The 22,622-nt window shown below is 67.9% G+C and carries 24 protein-coding genes and 1 tRNA gene; 16 read left to right on the top strand and 9 right to left on the bottom strand.

Annotation, left to right across the window (positions count from 1 at the left end):
• The first annotated feature begins 36 nt into the window (after positions 1 to 36).
• Entirely contained in the window at positions 37 to 549 is a 513-nt protein-coding gene (locus tag HCX50_RS16490; RefSeq protein WP_091029167.1) for a methylated-DNA--[protein]-cysteine S-methyltransferase, read from the top strand.
• A gap of 82 nt (positions 550 to 631) precedes the next feature.
• On the opposite strand, the gene HCX50_RS16485 is transcribed toward HCX50_RS16490, so the two are convergent.
• A complete protein-coding gene (locus HCX50_RS16485; RefSeq protein ID WP_091029164.1) occupies positions 632 to 2,269 on the bottom strand; it encodes a solute symporter family protein in 1,638 nt (545 codons plus the stop codon).
• Complete coding sequence (locus HCX50_RS16480) at positions 2,266 to 2,613, bottom strand: DUF485 domain-containing protein (protein ID WP_091029163.1); 348 nt, start codon at positions 2,611 to 2,613, stop codon at positions 2,266 to 2,268. Before HCX50_RS16480 ends, HCX50_RS16485 begins: the two co-directional genes overlap by 4 nt.
• 108 nt (positions 2,614 to 2,721) lie before the next feature.
• On the opposite strand from HCX50_RS16480, the gene HCX50_RS16475 reads away from it, so the two are divergent.
• Together HCX50_RS16475 and HCX50_RS16470 are read left to right on the top strand one after the other, a co-directional pair.
• Positions 2,722 to 3,579: a LuxR C-terminal-related transcriptional regulator gene (locus HCX50_RS16475; RefSeq protein ID WP_091029158.1), complete on the top strand. Its 858-nt coding sequence runs from the start codon at positions 2,722 to 2,724 to the stop codon at positions 3,577 to 3,579.
• 78 nt (positions 3,580 to 3,657) lie between these two features.
• Positions 3,658 to 4,005 carry a histone-like nucleoid-structuring protein Lsr2 gene (locus HCX50_RS16470; RefSeq protein WP_029262722.1) on the top strand — a complete coding sequence of 116 codons (348 nt, stop codon included), beginning with the start codon at positions 3,658 to 3,660 and terminating at the stop codon, positions 4,003 to 4,005.
• A 25-nt stretch (positions 4,006 to 4,030) separates the two neighbouring features.
• Here the strand turns inward: HCX50_RS16470 and HCX50_RS16465 are convergent, their stop codons facing one another.
• Positions 4,031 to 4,681 carry a MarR family winged helix-turn-helix transcriptional regulator gene (locus tag HCX50_RS16465; protein ID WP_205829318.1) on the bottom strand — a complete coding sequence of 217 codons (651 nt, stop codon included), beginning with the start codon at positions 4,679 to 4,681 and terminating at the stop codon, positions 4,031 to 4,033.
• An 87-nt stretch (positions 4,682 to 4,768) separates the two neighbouring features.
• Here HCX50_RS16465 and idi point away from each other — a divergent pair, with 87 nt between their 5' ends.
• From idi to HCX50_RS16420, 9 genes are all read left to right on the top strand, one after another.
• Positions 4,769 to 5,290: an isopentenyl-diphosphate Delta-isomerase gene (gene idi, locus HCX50_RS16460; RefSeq protein ID WP_091029151.1), complete on the top strand. Its 522-nt coding sequence runs from the start codon at positions 4,769 to 4,771 to the stop codon at positions 5,288 to 5,290.
• A 3-nt stretch (positions 5,291 to 5,293) separates the two neighbouring features.
• Positions 5,294 to 6,376 carry a polyprenyl synthetase family protein gene (locus HCX50_RS16455; RefSeq protein ID WP_167635075.1) on the top strand — a complete coding sequence of 361 codons (1,083 nt, stop codon included), beginning with the start codon at positions 5,294 to 5,296 and terminating at the stop codon, positions 6,374 to 6,376.
• Positions 6,373 to 7,281, top strand: coding sequence for a phytoene/squalene synthase family protein (locus tag HCX50_RS16450; RefSeq protein ID WP_091029144.1), 909 nt, complete (start codon positions 6,373 to 6,375; stop codon positions 7,279 to 7,281). Before HCX50_RS16455 ends, HCX50_RS16450 begins: the two co-directional genes overlap by 4 nt.
• Entirely contained in the window at positions 7,278 to 8,879 is a 1,602-nt protein-coding gene (crtI, locus tag HCX50_RS16445) for a phytoene desaturase family protein (protein WP_167635074.1), read from the top strand. The genes HCX50_RS16450 and crtI overlap by 4 nt, the downstream gene beginning before the upstream one ends.
• Positions 8,879 to 9,226 (top strand): lycopene cyclase domain-containing protein, encoded by a 348-nt coding sequence (locus tag HCX50_RS16440; RefSeq protein ID WP_167635073.1) that lies wholly within the window; start codon positions 8,879 to 8,881, stop codon positions 9,224 to 9,226. The genes crtI and HCX50_RS16440 overlap by 1 nt, the downstream gene beginning before the upstream one ends.
• Positions 9,223 to 9,567, top strand: a complete 345-nt coding sequence (locus HCX50_RS16435) for a lycopene cyclase domain-containing protein (RefSeq protein WP_091029136.1) — start codon at positions 9,223 to 9,225, stop codon at positions 9,565 to 9,567. The genes HCX50_RS16440 and HCX50_RS16435 overlap by 4 nt, the downstream gene beginning before the upstream one ends.
• Positions 9,564 to 10,457, top strand: a complete 894-nt coding sequence (locus HCX50_RS16430) for a prenyltransferase (protein ID WP_091029132.1) — start codon at positions 9,564 to 9,566, stop codon at positions 10,455 to 10,457. The genes HCX50_RS16435 and HCX50_RS16430 overlap by 4 nt, the downstream gene beginning before the upstream one ends.
• A 39-nt stretch (positions 10,458 to 10,496) precedes the next feature.
• The gene (locus HCX50_RS16425) at positions 10,497 to 12,683 is read left to right on the top strand and encodes an MMPL family transporter (protein WP_167635072.1); all 2,187 of its coding nucleotides are present in this window, start codon (positions 10,497 to 10,499) and stop codon (positions 12,681 to 12,683) included.
• Positions 12,684 to 12,725: 42 nt separating this feature from the next.
• Positions 12,726 to 12,798: transfer RNA gene (locus tag HCX50_RS16420), tRNA-Arg, on the top strand.
• A gap of 174 nt (positions 12,799 to 12,972) precedes the next feature.
• Here HCX50_RS16420 and HCX50_RS16415 read toward each other — a convergent pair.
• The 3 genes from HCX50_RS16415 to HCX50_RS16405 all read right to left on the bottom strand — a co-directional run bounded on the left by HCX50_RS16415 (position 12,973) and on the right by HCX50_RS16405 (position 15,590).
• A complete protein-coding gene (locus HCX50_RS16415) occupies positions 12,973 to 13,470 on the bottom strand; it encodes an HNH endonuclease (protein ID WP_029262732.1) in 498 nt (165 codons plus the stop codon).
• 309 nt (positions 13,471 to 13,779) lie between these two features.
• Complete coding sequence (locus HCX50_RS16410) at positions 13,780 to 14,604, bottom strand: M23 family metallopeptidase (RefSeq protein ID WP_091029127.1); 825 nt, start codon at positions 14,602 to 14,604, stop codon at positions 13,780 to 13,782.
• 284 nt (positions 14,605 to 14,888) lie between these two features.
• Entirely contained in the window at positions 14,889 to 15,590 is a 702-nt protein-coding gene (locus HCX50_RS16405) for a metal-dependent transcriptional regulator (RefSeq protein ID WP_029262734.1), read from the bottom strand.
• A gap of 101 nt (positions 15,591 to 15,691) precedes the next feature.
• On the opposite strand from HCX50_RS16405, the gene serC reads away from it, so the two are divergent.
• Positions 15,692 to 16,804: a phosphoserine transaminase gene (gene serC, locus HCX50_RS16400; protein ID WP_167635071.1), complete on the top strand. Its 1,113-nt coding sequence runs from the start codon at positions 15,692 to 15,694 to the stop codon at positions 16,802 to 16,804.
• Positions 16,805 to 16,814: 10 nt separating this feature from the next.
• On the opposite strand, the gene HCX50_RS16395 is transcribed toward serC, so the two are convergent.
• Together HCX50_RS16395 and HCX50_RS16390 are read right to left on the bottom strand one after the other, a co-directional pair.
• The gene (locus HCX50_RS16395; protein WP_167635070.1) at positions 16,815 to 17,384 is read right to left on the bottom strand and encodes a DUF3027 domain-containing protein; all 570 of its coding nucleotides are present in this window, start codon (positions 17,382 to 17,384) and stop codon (positions 16,815 to 16,817) included.
• Complete coding sequence (locus HCX50_RS16390) at positions 17,368 to 17,748, bottom strand: cold-shock protein (RefSeq protein ID WP_029262737.1); 381 nt, start codon at positions 17,746 to 17,748, stop codon at positions 17,368 to 17,370. Before HCX50_RS16390 ends, HCX50_RS16395 begins: the two co-directional genes overlap by 17 nt.
• Positions 17,749 to 17,866: 118 nt before the next feature.
• On the opposite strand from HCX50_RS16390, the gene HCX50_RS16385 reads away from it, so the two are divergent.
• Genes HCX50_RS16385 through HCX50_RS16375 form a run of 3 tightly spaced genes read left to right on the top strand, consistent with a single transcriptional unit; the run spans position 17,867 to position 21,542 of the window.
• Complete coding sequence (locus tag HCX50_RS16385; protein ID WP_091029117.1) at positions 17,867 to 18,142, top strand: multidrug ABC transporter ATPase; 276 nt, start codon at positions 17,867 to 17,869, stop codon at positions 18,140 to 18,142.
• Between the two features lie 10 nt (positions 18,143 to 18,152).
• Positions 18,153 to 19,865 (top strand): helicase-associated domain-containing protein, encoded by a 1,713-nt coding sequence (locus HCX50_RS16380; RefSeq protein WP_167635069.1) that lies wholly within the window; start codon positions 18,153 to 18,155, stop codon positions 19,863 to 19,865.
• 36 nt (positions 19,866 to 19,901) lie between these two features.
• Positions 19,902 to 21,542, top strand: a complete 1,641-nt coding sequence (locus HCX50_RS16375) for a DNA repair helicase XPB (protein WP_167635068.1) — start codon at positions 19,902 to 19,904, stop codon at positions 21,540 to 21,542.
• A gap of 24 nt (positions 21,543 to 21,566) precedes the next feature.
• Here the strand turns inward: HCX50_RS16375 and HCX50_RS16370 are convergent, their stop codons facing one another.
• On the bottom strand, positions 21,567 to 22,583 hold the full coding sequence (locus HCX50_RS16370) for a CPBP family intramembrane glutamic endopeptidase (RefSeq protein ID WP_167635067.1): 1,017 nt from the start codon (positions 22,581 to 22,583) through the stop codon (positions 21,567 to 21,569).
• Positions 22,584 to 22,622 lie beyond the last annotated feature (39 nt).

Below are 22,622 nucleotides of genomic sequence, written 5' to 3'. Positions count from 1 at the left end.
TGCGCCCCGGACGGCGATGCCGGTCAGGATGGTCGCATGACCTTCCGCTATGACTTCGCTCCGACTCCGTTCGGCGACGCCCTCGCGGTGTTCTCGGACGAGGGCATCGTGCGATTCGACCTCTCCGAATCCGAAGACCCGCTCGTGCCCTGGCTCCTCGAGGGCGTCACGCGGCAGCTGGGCGCTGTTCCGGAGCCCGACCCCGGGGCCGCCGACGAGCTCGCACATCTTCTGGCCGACTACTTCGACGGTGATCCGGTCCGCTTCGACCAGCACGTCCGGCTCGACTGGCGGCTGGTGGATGGATTCCACCTGAGCGCCTTGCAGACGATCTGCACGATCGAATGGGGCGAGACGATGAGCTACGGAGAGGTGGCCGTCCGCGCCGGGCACCCCGGCGCGGCCCGCGCGGTCGGCACCGCGTGTCGGCTCACGCCGTTCTCGATCATCGTGCCGGTGCATCGCGTCGTGCGGTCGGACGGCAGTGTGGGTCAGTACGGCGCGCACCCCGAGCGCAAGAGATACCTGCTCGACCTCGAGGCGGGTTGAGCGGAGCAGACGCAGACGTGGACCCGGCGAGTAGGCCGCCGGGTCCACGTCTTGCCTGGGTTCGATCCTCACGAGCCCTCGGTCAGTGCTCGACCGCCTTCTCCGCCCCGAACCCCGTGAGGGAACGCACCTCCATCTCCGCAGCGAGCTGCGGGGACTCCTTACGGGAGCTCGTCACCGTTCCGAGCCAGCCGAGAAGGAAGCCCAGCGGGATCGAGACGATCCCCGGATTGTTCAGCGGCCACACGGCGATATCGATCCCGGGGATCATCGATGTCGGGGTTCCGGAGAACACCGGCGACAGCACGATGAGCAGGATCGCCGACCCGAGCCCGCCGTACATGCTCCACACCGCGCCCCTGGTCGTGAATCGCCGCCAGAAGAGCGAATAGAGGATGGTCGGCAGGTTGGCGGACGCGGCGACGGCGAAAGCGAGAGCGACGAGGAAGGCGATGTTCTGCCCCTGCGCTCCGATGCCGCCGAGGATCGCCAGGATGCCGATCACGACCACCGTGCGACGAGCGACACGCACCTCGCCGTTCGGGTCGGCGGCGACCGGCTCGCCGGCAGCATCCTTGCGCCCCTTCTGGATGACGTTGGCGTAGATGTCATGCGCGAACGATGCCGCGGCGGTGATCGTCAGACCCGCGACCACCGCGAGGATCGTCGCGAACGCCACAGCGGAGATGAAGCCCAGCAGCACCGGACCGCCGAGCCGGAGCGCGAGCAACGGTGCTGCGGAGTTCACGCCGCCGGGAGCGGCCGCGATTACATCCGCGCCGACCAGTGCGCCGGCGCCGTAACCGAGCACGAGGGTCAGCAGGTAGAAGCCGCCGATGAGCCAGATCGCCCAGACGACCGAGCGTCGGGCTTCCTTCGCCGTCGGCACGGTGTAGAACCGCATGAGCACGTGCGGCAGGCCGGCGGTCCCGAGCACGAGCGCCATGCCCAGGGAGAGGAAGTCCCACGGGTTCGCGCCGTACTGCAGTCCCGGAGCCAGGATCGCATCCCCCTTGTCGGAGTTCGCCACCGCGGCTTCGAGAAGGGTGTTCAGACTGAAGCCGTTGATCGCGAGCACCCAGATCGTCATGCCGACGGCGCCGCCGATCAGGAGGACGGCCTTGACGATCTGCACCCAGGTGGTGCCCTTCATTCCGCCGATCAGGACGTAGACGATCATCAGCAGGCCGACCACGGCGATCACGATCGACTGCCCGAGCCGTCCGTCGATGCCGAGCAGCAGCGACACCAGTCCACCGGCGCCGGCCATCTGCGCCAGCAGATAGAAGAAGCACACGGCGAGCGTCGTGATCGCGGCCGCCATCCGCACCGGTCGCTGCTTCAGGCGGAACGAGAGCACATCCGCCATCGTGAACTTCCCGGTGTTGCGCATCAGCTCCGCCACCAGCAGCAGCGCGACGAGCCAGGCCACCAGGAATCCGATCGAATAGAGGAATCCGTCGTAGCCGTTGATCGCGATGGCGCCGCAGATGCCGAGGAAGGACGCCGCGGACAGATAGTCACCCGCGATGGCGAATCCGTTCTGCGGTCCCGTGAAAGAACGGCCGGCGGCGTAGTAGTCGGCAGCTGTCTTGTTGTTGCGGCTCGCGCGGATCACGATGAAAAGCGTCACCGCGACGAAAGCCAGGAAGATCGAGATGTTGAAGACGGGGTTGATATCGAGAGCGACCGGATCGACCGCCGCGCGGATCGCGCTCATGCGTGTCCCTGCACCTTCTCGAGTTCTTCACGGATCTCCGTCGCCAATGGGTCGAGCTTCCGATTCGCGAACGAGACGTACGCCATCGTTATGCCGAACGTCGTGACGAACTGTCCGAGACCGAGGAGGAGCCCGATGGTGATATCGCCCCAGACACGCTGTCCCATGAACTCGGGCGCGAAGGCCGCAAGAAGCACATATGCGAAATACCACAGCAGGAAGAACACGGCGAGCGGAAAGATGAACGATCTCTGCGTCCGTTTCAAACGCTGGAATCGTGGAGACTGCTCGACGGCGATGTAGTCGATCTCACCGTTCGAATCGACGTGCGTCTGATCACTCATGGGGCCTCCTTGCCACATGTCCGGTCCCCGCGCAGCGGAACTGCGCGGATGATAAAGTCGACGCTACGAAACGGGGAACACAGTCGTCACCCCCGGAAGTAGGTAATTGTGAGCGCCCCAGTCCCTCTCGGTTCCGAGTCGGAGCTCGTCGCCCATGCGGTGCGCGAGCTCGCCCGGCGAACACGCTTCCCTGTGGCATTCGGCGGCCTCATCGAAGAGGGCGTCGTGAGCGTGACCAGCATCGTCGGCGCGCGCACCCGATCTTTGGACGGCTTGCGAGTGCGTCCGGAGCGCGGACTCGGCGGGCGGGCGATGATGGAACTGCGCCCACGGATGACGAGCGACTACGGATCGTCGCAGCAGATCACCCACGACTACGACGTCTTCGTCCTCGGCGAGGGGCTGCGTACGCTCCTTGCCCTCCCGATCGTCGTCCACGGCCGGTCTCGGGGGGTGCTCTACGCCGGCGCATGGGACGAGGAACAGGTCGGGGGTGTCACCACGGCTCCGGCCATGCAGGTGGCCCAGTCCGTCGCCGATGAACTGCGGATCCGCGACGAGGTGCAGCGACGGCTGGACACGAGCCAGCTCGGAAGCGAGACCGTGGCTCCCCCGCAGCGTGAGGCGCTCCGGGAGAGCTTCGCCGAGCTGCGCAGCATCGCGGCCTCGGTCGACGACGCGGCGATACGCGCACGGATCGCCGAGGTCGAGCGGCGCCTCGTGGCGCTCGCCGGGGATGCGGCTCCTGCCACGACCGGGCCCGTGCCGACCATCCATCTCTCGCGCCGGGAAACCGACGTGCTCGCCTGCGCCGCGCTGGGATCGACCAACGCGGAGATCGCCGCACAGCTCGGGTTGCGCGAAGGCACGGTCAAGGCGTACCTCGGCACCGCGATGTCGAAACTCGACGCTTCCACGCGTCATGCGGCCGTCACCCGAGCGCGCCGTGCGGGGCTTCTTCCCTGAGACCTGCGCCGAAGCGGATTATGACTGTGCAATATTCAATTGTTGTCGCATTTCGCTTCTGCAGGTAAAGTCGCACGCATGGCTAGACGAATTGTGCACCAGTTGGTCGACGATATCGACGGCAGCGTCCTGGAAGTCGGAGAAGGCGAGACCGTGCATTTCTCGGTCAACGGCGCCTCCTACGAGATCGACTTGAATGCTGCGCATGCGGAGGAATTGCGAAAGGCTCTCGAGCCGTATATCGCTGCAGGCCGACGCGCCGGCTCCTCCAGCACTGCACGTTCCTCTTCGTCTTCTCGCAAGCGACCGGCACGCAATCCCGAGGTCGCCGCCATCCGGGCATGGGCCAACGAGAACGGCTACACGCTCTCCGAGCGAGGACGCATCCCCGCCCCGATCCTGGATGCGTACAAAGCAGCCCACTGAGTTCGGCCCCTCGTGGGCCGAACTCTCAATCGGACGACTGCTGTAACCAGGCTTCGTCTCGCAGCGTGATCTCTTCCGTCATGTCCTGGAGGAATCGGATCACGACGTCCCGTTCGGCGGGCGAAAGCCGTGCAGCAGCATAGAAACGCTTCGCCTGCTGTCGACCGACCGTCTCCATCGCCGCGAGCCGCGTCTCCGGCGTGATGCTGATGCGGAGCGCCCTCCGGTCCGTCGGGTGAGGTGCGCGGGTGATGTGCCCGCCCTTTTCCAGCCGGTCTAGGAGCTTGGTCGTCGCGGCCGTCGAGACATCCAGGTGGTGAGCTATCCCTCCTGGTGTCGCCACCAGGCTCCGGTTCGCGCACACGATCAGATAGTGCAGCGCACGCATATCTGTCTCATTCAGCCGCATGTACCGGCGTGACGCCTGAGAGAGGGTCTGTTCGGCTTCTCGAAGCCCCGCGAGCGACTCCATGAGGCGGGCGATCTGCCGCAGTTCCTCTGGCGGCACGCCGGTTCGGTCGACGAGTGTGCTTCGCGGATCACTGGCATCGACGTCGTAGATCGCCGCGTGGCTCAACCCATCCGGCGTGCGGTCAGCAGAGCTCGTATCGCCGTCGACGGGCGGATTCATCGCCGGCGACCCCGCGTGCGGGGTGGTGCCGGGCTCCGTGTCCATGCGATCATGTTACACACCCACAGTTTCATGCTAAGTTGACTACTCACCAAGTTAGCAATCTTGAGAGGCTCGAACAAGGGAGATGCCATGGATTACGTGACCCTCCTGGCCGATGACGGAACCGCCGTCGGCACGTTGCCGAAGAGCGACGTCCACACGAGCGACACCCCTCTGCATCTCGCCTTCTCGTGCTATGTCTTCGACGCACGAGGGCGTCTACTCCTGACACGCCGGTCCCTCGCGAAGCGGACCTGGCCAGGAGTCTGGACGAACAGCTTCTGCGGTCATCCACGACCCGACGAGGAAATGGCGGACGCCGTTCGGCGACGCGGCATCGACGAGCTCGGCATCCAGCTCACGGGTATTCGCCTCGCGCTGCCCGACTACCGCTACCGTGCCGTCGACGCGAGTGGAATCGTCGAGAACGAGATCTGCCCGGTGCACGTGGCCGTCATCGACGGAGAACCCGAGGCCGATCCGGACGAGGTGTCCGAGTGGACGTGGGTCGAGGTTCCCGCCCTGATCGAAGCCGTCACCCATGCACCGTTCGCTTTCAGCCCGTGGCTCGTCGAGCAGCTTCCGCTGTTGCGACGGCTCGGCGAGGTCTGAATCATGAGCGCGACGGCGACCGAGGAAGCACTCGGTACACAGATCGAAGCAGCTCTGCGGCGGCGCTTCTCCGCGAACACGGCAGCGGCAGAGAAGTACGGTCCCGAGTTCACAGAGCTCTGGACCGTGGCCGCCGAGCACGCACTCGACGGCAAACTCATCCGACCGCGACTGCTCGTCGACCTGGCACAGGCTCTCTCACCGCACCCGCTCTCCGCAGACGCGAGTGCGTCCGCGATCGATGTCGCGGCCGAGGTCGAGCTGCTGCACTTCGCATTCCTCCTTCATGACGATGTCATCGACGGAGACCTCATCCGCCGGCGCGGACCGAACCTGATCGGCACTCTCGTCGCCGGTCGGCCCGAAGCCACCGCCGCGTCGGCACTGCACTGGGCGCGCTCGAGCGCGATCCTCCTCGGAGATCTGCTGCTGTCGTCGGCAGTGCTGGGATTCGCCAGGGTGGACGTCTCCGCGCAGGCCCGTGACCGCCTGCTCTCGCTGCTGGAACAGACCATCCTCGAGACGGTCGCCGGCGAGCACGCCGACGTCGCTCTCAGCGACGGGATCATCACGCCGGATCTTCGGACGATCCTCTCGACCAGCGCCTACAAGACGGCGACGTACTCGTTCGTGCTTCCGCTGCGCGCCGCGGCCGTGCTGGCCGGGTCGTCGACCGCGACCGAACAGCACCTCATCACGATCGGCCGACACCTCGGCCTCGCGTATCAGCTGCAGGATGATCTGCTCTCCGTGTTCGGCGACCCCGATGAACACGGCAAGGACGCCTTCTCTGATCTGCGGGAAGGAAAGGAGACCGCGATCATCTCCTATGCCCGCATGACGAGCCACTGGGAGTGGATCGAACAGCACTTCGGCAGCCCCGATCTCAGTGGTGCGGACGGCTCACGCGCTCGCGATCGCCTGCGCGAATGCGGTGCCGAAGCATTCGTGCGCGGGCTCGTCCGCGAGCACCTCGAGGCCGCATCGACCGTCCTCAGTGAGGCAGAGTCCGAGGGCACGCTGCCGGCGGCTGCCGGTCGGACGATCCGTGCACTGGCCGCCCGCGTCGATGGTCGCGAGCGATGACCGCGACTCCGCACCATCACTCCGATGACGCCGCTCTCCGCCGATTCAGCCGCACGGCGGAGATCGCGACGAGCGACGTCATCCGCACCTATTCGACGTCTTTCGGACTCGCGACGCGTCTTCTCGGACGTCGGCACCGTCAGCATGTGCGCAACATCTACGCGATGGTGCGCATCGCCGACGAGATCGTCGACGGTGTCGCCGCCGAGGCCGGACTCGACAGCGCGGCACAATCTGCGGCTCTCGCCTCCTACGTGGAGGCGACGCACCGCTCGATGCGCAGCGGGTACAGCAGCGATCTGATCCTGCACGCGTTCGCGCGGACAGCGCGGGAGTGCGGCATCGGCGAAGACCTGACCACGCCGTTCTTCGAGTCGATGAGCGCCGACATCGGCGGTGCGGCGGGATTCGCCGCCTATGACGCCGACGCCCACGCGTCATACGTCTACGGGTCCGCCGAGGTCGTGGGACTGATGTGCCTTCAGGTCTTCCTGCGGGACTCGCGCCGCACGCCCGAGGAGCTCGAGATCCTCCGACGCGGGGCACGACAGCTCGGCGCAGCTTTCCAGAACGTCAACTTCCTGCGCGACCTCGCCGACGATACGGATCGTCTGCACCGCGGCTACCTGGGCGGAACCGCGCGTCTGACCGACGCCGACCGGGACGCCTGGGTCGACACGATCCTTCGACAGCTCGCCGACGCCCGCGACGCGATCCCCCTGCTCCCGAAGGATGCTCGCGCGGCCGTGCGCAGTGCGCTGGCACTGTTCGCCGCGCTCACCCGCCGCGTCGCGAAGACGCCGGCCGAGGTCCTGTACCGACGACGGGTGCGGGTGCCCGACCCGATCAAGGCCGTGCTCGCCGCTCGCGCGGTGGCCGTGACCGCGATGGAACGCGACCGATGAGCCGTGTGGTGGTGATCGGCGCGGGCGTCGCGGGCCTCGCGACCGCGGGACTGCTCGCACGCGACGGGCACGAGGTGGTCGTCCTCGAGAAGAACGACCGCGTCGGCGGACGTGCCGGAACGATCGCGCGTGACGGCTTCCGTTTCGACTCCGGACCGTCGTGGTATCTCATGCCGGAGGTCTTCGACCACTTCTTCGCGATGATGGGCACCACGACCGAGGAACAGCTCGACCTCACCCGGCTGGACCCCGGCTACCGGGTGTTCCGCGACCCGACGGCGGAGGATGCGACGGATGGCGCGGTGACGGTGCCCGCCGGTCGGCAAGCCGTCACCCGCCTCTTCGAGGCCCTGGAGCCGGGTTCTGCTCCTGCCCTGGACTCCTACCTGCAGTCGGCACGTCACGCCGGCGAGATGGCGCAGAAGTATTTCCTCTACAACCCGTTCACCCGGACGCGGTCGCTCATGGCGCCGGAGGTCCTGCGAGCGCTACCCCGCTTGTTCACGCTGCTCGGTACCCGGCTGCAATCCTTCGCGGCGAGACGATTCCGGCATCCCGTCGTGCGCCAGATCCTCGGCTATCCGGCGGTGTTCCTCGGCACGGACCCACGCAGCGCTCCCGCGATGTACCACCTGATGAGCGCACTTGACCTGGACCAGGGCGTCAGCTATCCGCAGGGTGGTTTCTGGCGGGTGATCGAACGGATCGAAGCCCTGGCCGTCGATGCCGGTGCCCGGATCGTGACGGGTGCCGACGTCACGGGCATCCGCACCGAGGACGGGGACGGCGGAACACGCGTGACCGGCGTCGACTGGGTCGACGAATCGGGTGCCTCGCATGTCGAGCGGGCCGATATCGTCGTCTCCGCGGCAGACCTGCACCACACCGAGACCACGCTGCTGCCACGATCGCTGCAGAGCTATCCGGAGTCCTGGTGGACTCGCCGCACCAGCGGCCCCGGTGGGGTGCTCGTGATGCTCGGAGTCGAGGGCACTCTGCCCGAGCTCCCTCACCATTCCCTGTTCTTCACCGACGACTGGGATGCGAACTTCGACGCGATCTTCGGTTCCACCCCGTCCGTCCCTTCTCCGGCCTCGACCTACGTCTGCCGACCGAGCGCGTCCGACCCCGATGTCGCGCCGCCCGGCCACGAGAACCTGTTCATCCTGGTTCCCGTACCGGCGGACGTCGAGCTCGGTCACGGCGGGTCCGACGGATCGGGGTCCGCGGAGATCGAGCGCGCAGCCGATGCGGCCATCGATCAGGTCGCGACTTGGGCAGGCATCCCCGACCTCCGCGCACGGATCGTCGTTCGCGAGACCACAGGGCCGGCGGACTTCCGCGACGACTACCGCTCGTGGCGGGGCGGGATGCTCGGGCCCGCGCACATCCTGTCGCAGAGTGCGATGTTCCGCGCACAGAATGCGTCGCGGCGCGTGCAGGGCCTCTTCTACGCCGGGGCCACGACCGCGCCCGGCGTCGGGGTGCCGATGTGCCTGATCAGCGCCGAGATCGTCCTGAAGCGTCTCCGCGGCGATCACTCCCCCGGGCCGCTCCCGGAACCGGATCCCTCCGCGATCGGGACGGCGGGCTCCTGATGGGCGCGCTGTACCTGACCGCGCTGTTGGTCTCGCTGGGCTGCATGCTGCTCCTGGACTGGCGGTTCCGGCTGTTCTTCTGGCGGGATACGCTCTCGGCCGCCGTCGTCACGCTGGTCGGCCTCGTCTTCTTCCTCCTGTGGGATGCGGCGGGCATCGTGAACGGCATCTTCCTCCGCGGCGACGCGGTGATCGCGACGGGACTGGTGCTCGCACCGGAGCTGCCCGTGGAGGAACCGGTGTTCCTGCTCTTCCTCGTCGTGTGCACGATGGTCATCTACACCGGCTCAGCCCGCCTGCTCGCCCGCAGGCGCGACCGGCTCCGCACGAAGGGCGACGGGGCATGAGTTACGTCCACGTCGCCGCCTGCTTCCTCCTCCTCGCTGCCGGCGGTGGCGTCCTCCTGGCCCTGGCCTCGCGTCGACGCGGCCCCGTGCCCGCGGCCGTCCTGCTGACGGTGCTCGTGCTGTTCGTCCTCACGGCCGTGTTCGACACCGTGATGATCGCGAGCGGGCTGTTCCACTACGCACAGGATCCGCTGCTCGGTCTGCACATCGGACTCGCCCCCGTCGAGGACTTCGCGTATCCGCTCGCGGGCGCGCTGCTCCTTCCCGCCGTGTGGACGGCACTGCGCGCACGGCGGCGCGCGCGCGCAGCGTCCGCCGAGGATGACGAGGCCCGCGGATGAACGCCGGAACCGCACCCGAGCGCACCTTCGGACGGGATCTCGCGCAGATCGTGCTCTCCTCACGGCCGATCAGCTGGATCAACACCGCGTTCCCCTTCGCGGCGGCCTATCTCCTCGCCACGCGAGAGCTCGATGCGACCTTCGTGATCGGCACCCTTTACTTCCTCGTCCCGTACAACCTCGCGATGTACGGGATCAACGACGTCTTCGACTACGCCTCCGATCTGGCGAACCCCCGCAAGGGCGGCATCGAGGGCGCACTTCTGGCGCCTCGCATCCATCGCGCGACGCTCTGGGCGGCGGCCGCCACGAATATCCCGTTCCTCATCTACCTCGTGGTCGTCGGGAACCCGGCGTCCTGGTTCTGGCTCGCCGTCAGCGTTTTCGCCGTGATCGCCTACTCGGCACCCGTGCTGCGGTTCAAGGAGCGACCGTTCCTCGACTCGATCACCTCGAGCACGCACTTCGTCAGTCCGGCGATCGTCGCTCTCGCTCTGGTCGGCGCACCGGTCACGGCCGGCACGATCATCACGCTCGCCGCCTTCTTCCTGTGGGGCATGGCAGCCCACGCCTTCGGTGCCGTACAGGACATCGGCCCTGATCGCGAGGGCGGGATCTCCTCGACCGCCACGGTCATCGGGGCGCGGGCGACGGTACGGCTCGCCCTCGGTCTTTGGGTGGTGGCCGGAGTGGCGATGCTGTTCACCCCCTGGCCCGGCCCGCTCGCCGCCGTCCTCGCCCTGCCGTACGTGGTCAACGCGGCCCCGTGGTGGAACGTCGACGACAGCACCTCCGCGTCGACGAATCGCGCCTGGCGCCGGTTCATCGCCCTCAACTACTTCGCCGGCTTCCTCGCGACGATGATCCTCATCCTCGCCTGGATCTCCTGACTCCTGCTCCTGAACGACCGTCTCCCCGAAAGGCATCTGATGTCCCGCCCCGACTCCTCACCGACTCCGCCCCTCAGGGAGCGCTCGCGACAGCACTCCTGGGCGCGCGTGTTCATCCCCGTGGCTCTGATCCTCGTGTGGCTGGTGGGCGCCTCGCTGGGCGGTCCCCTGTTCGGCAAGGTCGACGAGGTCTCCTCCAACGAGCAGACGACATACCTCCCGGAGTCCGCGCAGGCCACCGAGGTGCAGCAGCTGCTCGGCGAGTTCAACGACAGCGACTCGATCCCCGCGATCGCCGTGTTCACGTCCGAGGATGAGCTCACGCAGACCGAACTCGACGCTATCTCGGACGCGGTGGCCGGCGCATCGACCGTGGAGGGCGTCGGCGAGGACGTGTCTCCGGCACTTCCCTCCGATGACGGGCAGGCCGTACAGGCGTTCATCCCGATCGACAGCGACGCCGAGCTGGCCGATACGACGGCGGCGCTGGGCGACGAGCTGCGCGACGCCGTCCCCGATGGCATCACCGTATACATCACGGGTCCCGCCGGGTTCAGCGCTGACCTGGTCGCGGGCTTCGCCGGGATCGACGGGCTGCTCCTCGGGGTCGCGCTCCTGGCCGTGCTGGTCATCCTGGTCCTCGTCTACCGCTCGTTCCTCCTGCCGCTGGTCGTGCTCTCGACGAGCCTGTTCGCGCTCTGTGTGGCACTCCTCGTGGTGTGGTGGTTGGCCAAGTTCGAGGTGCTGCTGCTCAGCGGCCAGACGCAGGGAATCCTCTTCATCCTCGTGATCGGCGCCGCAACCGACTACGCCCTGCTCCTCGTCGCACGCTTCCGCGAGGAACTGCGGATCGCGCAGGACAAGGGCGTCGCGCTCCTGGCAGCGTGGAAAGGCTCCGTCGAACCGATCGCGGCGTCGGGCGGCACCGTGATAGCCGGTCTTCTCTGCCTGCTGCTCAGCGACCTGAAGTCGAACAGCACACTGGGGCCCGTGGCGGCGATCGGCATCGTGTTCGCCATGCTCTCTGCCCTCACTCTGCTCCCCTCGCTGCTACTGCTCTTCGGTCGCGCCGTGTTCTGGCCACGACGCCCGCGGTTCGAACCGGATGTCGTCGCCGCAGAGCACGGCATGCGCACGACGGGACTGTGGGCGCGACTGGCGGGGCTCATCAAGCGGCGACCGCGGGTCATCTGGATCGTGACGACCCTCGTCCTCGTCGCCGGAGCGGCGGGTGTCACGCAACTCGATGCGAACGGCGTACCGCAGTCCGACCTGGTTCTCGGGGCGTCGGAGGCCCGCGACGGTCAGGTGGCGCTGGGCGAACACTTCCCCGGCGGGTCCGGCAGCCCGGTGTACGTGGTCGTCGACGAGGACCGGCTGCAGGATGCCGCGGATGTCCTCCTCGCGAACGACGGGATCGACGCCGTCTCCGTCACCGCCGCGGACTCCCCCAGCGGCACCGCCTCCGTGACCGAAGACGGCCTCACCGCTGTCGGCCCTCCAGGCACCCCTGCACCCGACCCCACGACGGTCGACGGGCAGGTGCTGCTGCAGGGCACGCTGACCGACGCGGCCGACTCGGAAGCCGCTGCCGCCACCGTGCGAGAGCTGCGCTCCGACCTGGGAGACACGAAGGCACTCGTGGGCGGCGTCACCGCGACCTCGATCGACACGAACGATGCGTCCATCCATGACCGCAACCTGATCATCCCCGTGATCCTCCTCGTGATCATGTTGATCCTGATGTTGCTGCTGCGGTCGGTCCTCGCACCGGTGCTGTTGATCCTCACGACGGTCCTGTCGTTCGGAACCGCGATGGGTGTCTCCGCGCTCGTGTTCAACGGGATCTTCGACTTCCCCGGTGCGGACCCCGCCGTTCCGCTCTTCGGGTTCGTGTTCCTGGTTGCGCTCGGCATCGACTACAACATCTTCCTGATGACGCGGGTCCGCGAGGAGTCGAAGCAGCACGGTACCCGAGAGGGGATCCTGCGGGGCCTGTCGATCACGGGCGGGGTGATCACGTCAGCGGGTCTCGTGCTCGCAGCGACCTTCGCCGCGCTGTCGGTGATCCCCATCCTGTTCCTGGTGCAATTGGCGTTCATCGTCGCATTCGGGGTGCTGCTGGACACGTTCGTCGTCCGTTCGCTGCTCGTCCCCGCGCTGACGTACGACATCGGCAAGGCGATCTGGTGGCCCTCCAAGCTGTGGCGCCGCGGCGAGGACTGATGCGCGTGGGGGCGTGCGGACGGTCGCCTAGACTGGACGCACGCCCTCGTAGCTCAGGGGATAGAGCAGCCCTCTCCTAAAGGGCAGGTCGCAGGTTCGAATCCTGTCGAGGGCACGACGTCGAAGAGGGGCCGCCCGGAGGGTGGCCCCTCTTCGACGTCACAGGCCCCCGTCAGCGGGCCCCGCCGGCCAGGAGGCTCCACGCGCCGCCCCCTGCTCCCACCGTTCCGCACCTACGCGTCTCGCGGCGCGTGGAGGGGCCGGTGGAGGACTCGAGGGCACGAGGCCGTCACGCCGCCAGTGCCAGGTACGGTTCCCACCGCGGGTCACTGCGCTCGGTTCCGCGCACCGTCCAGGCGGTACCGTGCGGAGGCCGGGGAGTGAATCGCAGCTGCCAGCGCATCTCCTGCGGTGTGCGATCGCTCTTGACGTTGTTGCAGCGTAGACAGCAGGCCACCAGGTTCTCCCAGGAGTCCGCTCCCCCGCGCGAACGCGGCAGCACGTGGTCGATGGTCGAAGCCGCTTTCCCGCAGTAGCCGCAGCGGTGATTGTCGCGACGCAGCACACCGCGGCGAGTGACCGGCACGCGTCTGCTCGTCGGCACCCGGACGTACCGGGCGAGGATGATGACCGCCGGACGTTCATAGACGCCGTGGGTGCCCCAGACGGGGTCATCTTCGACGCGTTCGATCACGGTCGCCTTGTCGTTCATCACGAGCACCAGGGCTCGCTTGAACGACACGATCGCAAGCGGCTCGTATCCGGCATTCAGGACCAGTGTGCGCATTCGTCATCCTCTCGATCCGCCGGGACGGCTTCCCGGCACTCTCGAATCACACGAGGTCGCGCAGATGGCAGAGCGATCGTGGGGACGAAAAAAGGCGCCGTCTAAAGACAGCGCCTTTCGCGCACGGCAACGCCGTGGCTTCCCCGCGGGCTATGCAGAAGGACGTGACGACCGAGGGCATCCATGGTTCGGATGGTCGGTATTCGCTCCATCAGCCTCTCCCACCTGTACGACAACGGGATCAGGCTAACCCATCCGGCTGTATGCGGGGCGAAACGGCGGGTGAATGGAGCGAGGCGTGTCCGGAAATCAGCCGGCGTTGACCGAGAGCCACGACATGGGTTCGACGAGTCCGCCGTTGATCCAGGTCTCGAAGTGCAGGTGGTTCGCGGTCGAGCGCCCGGTGCTGCCGACGTAGCCGATCAGCTGCCCTGCCGCGACCGTCTGGCCGACCTGCACCTGGCGGGAGTTGTAGAGCATGTGACCGTAGGTGGTCTGCACGCGCTGACCACCGATGACGCTGTCGAGCATGACGCAGACGCCGTATCCGCCGATGCTCTCGGCGGAGGCGCGGACGACGCCGGCAGCGGCAGCATAGATCGGAGTGCCCGCGGGAGCGAGCATGTCGGCGCCGTTGTGGCCGCCGCCGATCGTACGGCTGACGTTCCAGGAGCCCATCGGGAGCGGGTAGCGGACTTCGCCCGAGCCCGGGGAGGTCAACGCGTAGCCGGCCGTGTTGTACGACGATGACGAGGACGCCGTCGATGCCTTTGCGGCAGCGGCCGCGCGAGCAGCGGCGGCCTCTTCTGCCTTCTTCTTCGCGATCTCCTCCGGAGTCGTCGCGCTGAAGGAGCCTCGGCTCAAGGGAGCAGCGGTGGCCTGCGAGGCCACCACCAGAGACTGCGCGTCGACCGCGGCGAGCTGCTGCAGGGTCGTCGGGGCGGCTTCGCTCGGCTTCGACTGCGCGAAGGCAGGAAGTGCGATGCCGGCGACGAGTGCGCCGACGGCCCCGAAGATGGCGATGGATCGGAGTGGCTTGACGGCCTTGCGAGCGGTCGCACGCGCACCTGCGCGTCGGGCGATCACTCGGTCTTCAGATGTCTTCTTCGCGGGCTGTTCGATGTCTGCGGCCAAAACGTGGTCCTCCTGGGGCCTAGCGCTTTCGGGTAGCGCTGGCTCGTCGGCACTCTGCTCTCGTGGCACGAACGTATCTCGGGTACTTGTGCGTTCCTGCCGTGAAGACGACGAGCCTGAAAGGCGTATCTTCGCGGTCCATCTCCAGCGGGCTTCTTCGCTGGCGACTCGACCGAGGTTACCGGAAGATAACGATCATGTCACCCCGGGAACCTGACAATCGTCGCAGAGGCCGCGCCAGGACCACTCCGCCTCTCGCTGCGAGGGACGGAATTCGTGCCGGATCAGGCGGGTTCGCCCACGAGGAAGATGTGCGAGGCCAGCTCCACGGGGAGTTCGAGACCGTCTTCCTTGCCGTCCATCTGGATGAGGACGTAGCCCTCGCTGAAGCGGAAGTCACCGTGCGCGCCGGGAACCACACCGGCATCGCGCAGCTGCTCCAGCAGCTCGGGGTCGACCTGCGCGGGCTCGGCGAGGCGACGAACAGTCCCCTCGACGGGCTCGCCCGCGGCGTTGAGGCGTTGGACGAGGCCGATGACGCCCTCGTCGAAGGTGCGGGCCGGCAGGTCGCCGAGCTGGTCGAGTCCGGGGATCGGGTTGCCGTAGGGCGATTCGGTCGGGTGTCCGAGCAGCTCCACGAGGCGACGCTCGACCTGCTCGCTCATCACGTGCTCCCACCGGCACGCCTCTTCGTGCACGTACGCCCAGTCGAGTCCGATGACATCCGACAGCAGACGCTCGGCGAGACGGTGCTTGCGCATCACGTCGACGGCCTTGCGGCGACCGGCGTCGGTGAGCTCGAGCGTGCGGTCCTCCGAGACGATGACGAGGCCATCGCGCTCCATGCGGCCCACGGTCTGCGAGACCGTCGGGCCGGAGTGACCGAGGCGCTCGGAGATGCGCGCGCGCAGCGGCACGATGTTCTCCTCCTCGAGTTCGAGGATGGTGCGGAGATACATCTCCGTGGTGTCGATCAGATCGGTCATGTGCAGGCCCTCCGAGGTTCTTAGGCAAGCCTACATTCCCGGACCGACATCGGATCCGAAGCCGGTCCGGCGTCCCGCCGGGCGCCCTCTAGAATCGACCCATGGCGATCGAGATTCCCCGTGACCTCCTGCCCGCTGACGGCCGCTTCGGCTGCGGCCCCTCGAAGGTGCGCCCCGCGCAGCTCGAGGCGCTGGTCGCGTCGGCGGCGTCGATCCTCGGCACCTCGCACCGCCAGGCGCCCGTGAAGAACCTCGTCGGCAGCGTGCGCGAACAGCTCGCCGCGCTGTTCCGCATTCCCGAGGGCTACGAGATCCTCGTGGGCAACGGCGGCTCGACCGCCTTCTGGGACGCCGCGGCATTCGGCCTCATCGAGCGTCGCAGCCAGAACCTCGTCTTCGGCGAGTTCGGCGGCAAGTTCGCCGCCGCAGCCGGCGCCCCCTGGCTCGAGGCACCCGACGTGCGCAAGGCCGAGCCCGGGTCCCTGACCGTCGCCGAGCCCGTGCCCGGTGTCGACGTCTACGCCTGGCCCCACAACGAGACCTCGACCGGCGTCGCCGCTCCCGTCCGGCGCATCGACGCCGACGGCGCGTTGACCGTCATCGACGCGACGAGCGCCGCCGGCGGCATCGACTTCGACGCCGCCCAGGCCGACGTCTACTACTTCGCGCCGCAGAAGAACCTCGGCTCGGACGGCGGCCTGTGGTTCGCGGCCGTCTCACCGGCTGCGATCGAGCGCATCGAGCGCATCGCCGCATCCGGTCGCTACATCCCCGAGTTCCTGAGCCTGAAGAACGCCGTGGACAACTCCCGGCTCAACCAGACGCTCAACACTCCGGCGCTTACCACGCTGCACCTGCTCGACAGCCAGCTGCGCTGGATCCTCGACAACGGGGGGCTCGCCTGGGCGGCGGCCCGGACATCCGAGTCGTCGTCGGTGCTGTACGACTGGGCCGAGGCGTCGTCGGTCGCCACACCCTTCGTGACGGACGCCGCACACCGCTCGCCGGTGGTCGCCACGATCGACTTCGACGACACCATCGACGCGGCGGCGATCGCGAAGACCCTCCGGGCGAACGGCATCGTCGACACGGAGCCGTACCGCAAGCTTGGCCGCAACCAGCTGCGCGTCGCGACCTTCGTGTCGATCGACCCGGATGACGTGCGTCAGCTCACTCGTTCGATCGACTTCGTGCTGGAGAACCTGGGCGCCTGAGCGCCCGGGTTCACTCCTCCTCGTCGACCTCGTCGGCGTCCGCATCCAGGGCGTCGTCGTCGTCGTCCGAGGATTCGTCGAGCTCGTCGATGTCGACCCCGTCGAGGTCGCCCGCGTGCAGGATGTCCGCGGCACCGTCATCGTCATCGTCGTCGAGCTCGTCGTCGAGGACGTCGTCGTCGAGAGCATCGTCATCATCGAGATCGTCGGCATCGTCGGCGCTCTCGTCACCCGCGGCGGCCGCAGCCTCCGCGAGTTCCACCTGATGCGCACGGTACTCGGCCAGGCGTTCGGCCCAGGGCACCCAATCCGGTGCCAGCAGGGCACCGTCGCCGGGCAGAAGCTCGAGCTCGAGGACCGTGGGATCCTCGTCGTCGACCTGCGCGACGGTCACGGTCCAGTACCAGCCGGGGTAGCCGGCCAAGCGGTTCTCGAACCGCAGCGACACCGAGCCGTCTTCTTCGATGAGGTACCCGGCTGCGGGACCGACCGAGGACGCGGGAGTGATCTCGCCCAGGGCTGCGAGGGCGAGATCGTGGGCGCCGAGGAGACGCGCGTCGGCGTCAGGCTTCGAGGTCATCAGCGACCTTGCGCAGGACGGCAGCGATCTTGCGGCCGTGTCCGGAAGCGGGGTAGCGCCCGCGGCGCAGGTCTCCGCCGATGCCGTCGAGCAGCTTGACGAGGTCTTCGACGATGATCGCCATGTCATCGGCCGGCTTCCGCTTGGCCTTCGACAGGCTGGGCGGCGCTTCGAGCACACGCACCGACAGCGCCTGGAGACCGCGCTTGCCATCGGCGACGCCGAACTCCACGCGCGCACCCGCCTTCACAGCGGTGCCGGTAGGCATCGCTGAGGCGTGCAGGAAGACGTCCTGGCCGTCATCGCTGGCGATGAAGCCGAAACCCTTGTCTTCGTCGTAGAACCTGACCTTGCCGGTGGGCATGGGAGAACCTCGCTGAGATCGATATGCAGAACAGTGGGCGCGCTCGTGCGCGTGCACCCAGCCTACCGGTCGCGGGGCCCGCGGATCCGATGGGCGCAGTACGAGTAGGCTGGGACGGATGAGCACGCAGAATTCCGAGCCGGAGGTCACCATCCGTCGGGTGGATCGCTTCCTGGCCTTCGGCGCGCTCGGAATCGCCGCGGCCGCGGTGGCGTGCTTCTTCGCCATCATCATCGGCACCTGGATGGGCATGGATCAAGAGGCTTTCGGCCATGGTGCGTGGCCTCTCATCGCAGCGATCCCCTACTGGGGTCTGCCTCTCGCCTTCGTGATGATCATCACGCTCCTCACGATGAGCTTCATCCGGAAGGGCCGCGCGTCTTCGCGTTCGTGAGGCATCGGCCATGAGCACTCACGCGCGACCGCTGGCGGATTGGCTGTCGGAGGCGAGCGACGATGACCTCCGACGACTGTTCGCGGCGCGCCGGGTGCGACCGGACGTCGGCTGGCAGGATTTCTTCGACGCCGCCGAGGCCCTCCTCGACCCTGCCTCTCTGTCGAAGGTCCTCCCCTCGCTGACCGCCGCCGAGGCGAAGGCACTGATGGACGCGGCATCGGGCGTGGGCGCTGGAATGCAGCAGGAGAGCCTGATGGCGCTCGCGCTGCTTCGTGCGGACGGCACCCCGTATCCCCCCGTGGCCGCTGCGCTCGCGGGGCGGCCGGTTCCGGACGTCCCGACAGGTCAGCCGATCGCCGGCCCCTCGTCCGAGACGGCATCGGCCCACGCCGCAGAGCGTGCGTTCACGACGGTCGCCGTGCTCGCAGACCTCCTTCTCGTCGCGAGGGAGAATCCGTTCTCGCTACTCACCGGCGGCGGGGTGAACGCCGGCGAGAAGCGCCAGCTCGGCGAAGCCGGTGTCCCGGTGGAGATCGTGGACACGCTGGTGTCGATCGCGCTCGAGTCCGGGCTCGCGGTCGCGGCGGACCGCCGACTGCGATCGAGTCGATCTGCGGAGGCCTGGCTGCGCTCCTCGGCGGTCGAGCGCTGGAGCGTGCTGGCGACGGCGTTCCGCGATGCCCTGCCACGTGGTGTCCGCTCTCCCGACGGCGGGTGGATTCCGCCACAGTCATGGCGCGGCGCGCATCCGTGGGATCCGGCGTGGACCGAGCGCGCCCGTGTCCTTCACGAGGCGGCGCGACTGCTCGGGCTGATCGCCGAAGACGGCAGCGAACCGGAGTGGGCGGTCGGACTGCGCAGCGGAGGTGCCGCCGACCCGCGGACCCTCGTGCGGCTGCTGCCGGCCGAAGTGGACCGCATCTTCCTTCAGAACGACCTCACGGCGATCGCGCCCGGTCCGTTGGAGCCCGCACTCGACGTGCGCCTGCGCACGATCGCCGCCCGCGAGTCAGCGGCCCAGGCCTCGTCGTACCGGTTCACCGCAGAATCAGTGGCGCACGCGTTCGTCGCCGGCGAGACCGAGCAGTCGATCCTCGAGTTCCTCGGCTCCCTCTCCCTCACCGGCATCCCGCAGCCGCTCGGCTACCTGATCGCGCAGACCGCGCAACGGCATGGCCTGGTCCGCGTGTTCACGGACGAGGAGACCGGCCGCACGCGGATCGAGAGCACGGATTCGCACCTCATCCAGGCGATGGCCGTCGACCAGTCGCTGCGTCCGCTCGCACTCGCTCTGCATGTCGGATCGCTCACCACCCGCGTCGGTCGCGAAACGGTGTACTGGGCGCTCACCGACGCGAGGTATCCCGCGACGCTGGTCGGTGCCGACGGCGCTCTCCTCGTGCGCGAACGCCACCCCGCCGCCCCGGCGACACTGCCCGACCTGGACGCCCTGGACCCGACCCCGCTCATCACACGCCTGCGTTCCCACCAGGGACCGGATGCCGACGCCGCCTGGCTCGACCGAGAGCTCGAGGCGGCCGTGCGCGCGAAATCGGTCCTCCAGGTCACGGTCGGGATGCCGGACGGCTCCACCCGAGAACTCCTCCTCGAGGCCACGGGGATGGGTGGTGGCCGTCTTCGCGGCCGCGACCGTGCAGCCGACGTCGAGCGCACGCTCCCGGTGAAGAGCATCCTCGCAGCGACGATCGTCGCGCCGTAGGCCGAGTGCCTCTCGCGACCGGTAAACTGGACAGCTATGTCTGATGGCCCCCTGATCGTCCAGAGCGATCGCACCGTGCTGCTCGAAGTCGCCCACGCCGATGCCGAGAGCGCCCGCCACGAACTCGCGATCTTCGCCGAGTTGGAACGAGCCCCCGAGCACATCCACACCTACCGGATCACCCGCCTCGGACTGTGGAACGCGCGCGCCGCCGGGCACACCGCGGAGGACATGCTGGAGACGCTCGATCGCTGGTCGCGCTTCCCTGTTCCGCCGTCGGTTTCCGTCGACCTGCGCGAGACCGTGAACCGCTACGGCCGACTGGTCATCGAGCGCGACGACGAGGGAACCCTCATCCTGCGCTCTTCCGACCCCGCCGTGCTGGCTCAGGTCGCGAACAACAAGCGCATTCAGCCCCTCCTGATCGGGCATCCGACTCCCGAGGTCTTCGTGGTGGATGCCTGGGCGCGCGGGCAGATCAAGCAGGAACTGCTCAAGATCGGCTGGCCGGCCGAGGATCTCGCCGGTTACACGCCGGGCACCCCGCACGAGATCGATCTCGCCGAGGACGGCTGGCACATCCGTCCGTACCAGCAGGATGCTGTCGACGCCTTCTCGAAGGACGGGTCGGGCGTCGTGGTGCTGCCCTGCGGCGCGGGCAAGACGATCGTCGGCGCCGGCGCGATGGCGGCCACCAAGACCACCACGCTGATCCTCGTCACCAACACCGTCTCCGCACGGCAGTGGCGCGACGAGCTGCTGAAGCGCACGAGCCTCACTCCCGAAGAGATCGGCGAATACTCGGGCCAGGCCAAAGAGGTCAAGCCCGTCACGATCGCGACCTACCAGATCCTCACCGCCAAGCGGAAGGGCGAGTACGCTCACCTCGCCCTGCTGGACGCGCTCGACTGGGGTCTCATCGTCTACGACGAGGTCCACCTGCTGCCGGCGCCGGTGTTCAAGCTCACGGCCGACCTCCAGGCCCGCCGCCGCATCGGACTCACCGCGACCCTCGTTCGCGAGGACGGCCGCGAGGGCGACGTGTTCAGCCTGATCGGACCCAAGCGCTTCGACGCACCGTGGAAGCAGATCGAGGCGCAGGGCTTCATCTCCCCTGCCGCCTGCTACGAGGTGCGCGTCGACCTTCCGCCGAGCGACCGGCTCGAATACGCTGCGGCGACCGACGACGAACGGTACCGACTCGCCGCATCCGCTCCGGCCAAGGTCAAGGCGGTGCGAGAGCTGATCGCGAAACACAAGGGCGAGCGCATCCTCGTGATCGGACAGTACCTCGACCAGCTCGAGTCCCTGTCGACGGCATTGGACGCTCCCCAGATCACGGGTGCGACCCCGATCGACGAGCGAGAGGAGCTCTACCGCGCCTTCCGCGAGGGCGAGATCTCGCTCCTCGTCGTGTCGAAGGTCGCGAACTTCTCCATCGACCTGCCGGAGGCCTCCGTCGCCATCCAGGTGTCCGGCTCGTTCGGATCCCGCCAGGAGGAGGCCCAGCGACTCGGTCGACTGCTGCGCCCCAAGCAGTCCGGACACACCGCGAGCTTCTACACGCTCGTCGCGCGCGACACCATCGACCAGGACTATGCGCAGAACCGCCAGCGCTTCCTGGCCGAGCAGGGGTACAGCTACACGATCATGGATTCGGACGCGATCGCGGCCTGAGCCGTCGTCCGGCGGCCGTACGGCTCAGCCGTGCAGCGTCCTGTTCAGGTGGTGGGTTCCGCTTCCGACGCCGGCGCCCGTCGCCCTGCTCGCGGTACGGGCGATACCGAGCCTGCCCGCCCACCGGTCGGCGAGCAGCGCATAGACGACCATCGCGACCGTCGACGCGAGCAGATCGACGGGCGTTCCCGTGGTGGCGTTGGCATCGACGAGGCTGACGGTGCCGAGCAGGAAGATGAGCGCGTTGTTCACGATGTGCAGGGAGATCGCCGCTTCCAGACCGCCCGTGCGCCAGGTCAGCCACGCGGCGACGATCGCGAACATGCCCACGCTCGCGGCACCCCAGATGTCGTAGCCGTGCCCGAGCACGAACAGCGGGACCGGAAGCAGGATGGCGAAGGCCGGATGCCGCAACCACCCACCGACGAGCTGCATCAGATAGCCGCGGAACACGTACTCCTCCGCGGCGGCCTGCAACGGGATGAGCAGCAGCACGAGGAGCACCATGACCCACAGCGACGGGTGCGAGAAGTCGACGACGATCGACTCGCCCGTAGCGGCCGCCCCGCCGAGCACGACCGCGAAGTAGACGACGAACACCCCGAGTGCCAGCAGCAGGCTCCGGCCGAGCCACCCCATCCGCAGCCGCCCGGCGACAGAGGAAAGCAGGCCGACGCCGCGGCCCTCGACGATGCGCGACGCGAGCAGGAGCGCGGGGATCATCAGGATCAGTGGCAGCACCAGTGCGAGGAAGAGCCACGGGCGGTCGAGGTCGAAGTACTGCACCGTCGTGAGCAGAACCTGCATCTCGGCTCCCCACCCCGGTACGAGCAGCGAGGCGACGACGAGCGGCACAATCAGGAGGAACAGGATCGCCACGTAGAGCGCCACTCCGACGATTCCGGTCACGAGCATCCGCCACCAGCGATACCTCGGTCGCAGGCGTGCCAGCCGGTGGTACGGGATCTCCTCGCCGCGCGGGGGCGCGGCCGGAGCGATGGCGGATGCGGGGGCGGCGGAGGCGTCCTCGTTCGAGCTCATGCTGCCATCCTCTCAACGATGCAGAGGTGCGCGACTCCG

This window comes from Microbacterium sp. B19(2022), assembly GCF_012030385.1.
GTDB lineage: Bacteria > Actinomycetota > Actinomycetes > Actinomycetales > Microbacteriaceae > Microbacterium > Microbacterium oxydans_B.
This window is presented reverse-complemented; position numbering and strand designations above follow the sequence as displayed.